This is a genomic window from Paenibacillus sp. FSL H7-0331 (genome assembly GCF_001956045.1).
In genome coordinates, this window is the sequence record NZ_MRTH01000159.1 from 1 (window position 1) to 772 (window position 772).

At 39.1% G+C, this 772-nt stretch carries 1 protein-coding gene; it reads left to right on the top strand.

Features of this window, described 5'->3' with window-relative positions; genetic code table 11:
- On the top strand, positions 1 to 719 hold a 719-nt coding region (locus tag BK127_RS42260), incomplete at its 5' end, for a transposase (RefSeq protein WP_144026753.1).
- Between the last annotated feature and the right edge of the window lie 53 nt (positions 720 to 772).

Consider the following 772-nt stretch of genomic DNA (forward strand, 5'->3'; position numbering starts at 1 on the left):
AATATAAACTAATCGTGGACTGCGATACGGTCAATGATGTCAACGACCAAGGGCAGTTGTCTAATATGGCGCATAAAACAAAGCAGGTTTTTCGTGATCAAAAAACTACAATTGTCGCCGATACAGGCTATTATAATTACCTTGAAATCATCGACGTTGTCGACGAAAGCACAGAACTCTTAATTAAGCCGCAAAAGGGAAAGCAAAACAAAGTGGCAAGTGGATTTGATAAAGCGAACTTTAAATATGATTCCATAAACGATAGATATATTTGCCCGTTGGGTTATGAATTACCTTTCCAATGGAATGGAAAACAAGATGGCAAAGAGTATAGGCGTTACACTTGCGAAGCCTTCGATTTTTGCGGACATAAAGAGTCCTGTACTTCTGCCAAAGGCGGAAGGGCGGTAACCAGGCTTAGTGACGAAGAAGTGATCGAACAGATTACCGAAAATACGCATAGACAAAGTAATATTTATAAGCAAAGAGGGCAAATTGTTGAGCACCCTTTCGGGACGATAAAACGTCACTGGGGCTATACATACTTTTTAACACGAGGGTTGGCTTCAGTAGGTACTGAGACCAATTTAATTTGTCTTGCCTATAATTTAAAGAGAATGATCAAAATAATAGGCGTGAAAGAGCTCTTACGTCTCTTAAGAGACCGTGCTCCTTTGATATTAAATATGCATAACGTTTATTTGAGCAAAATAGCATGAATCCACGTTTTAAAGAGTACTTAGCAATCAGTTGTTAGACAGTCTGACGTACC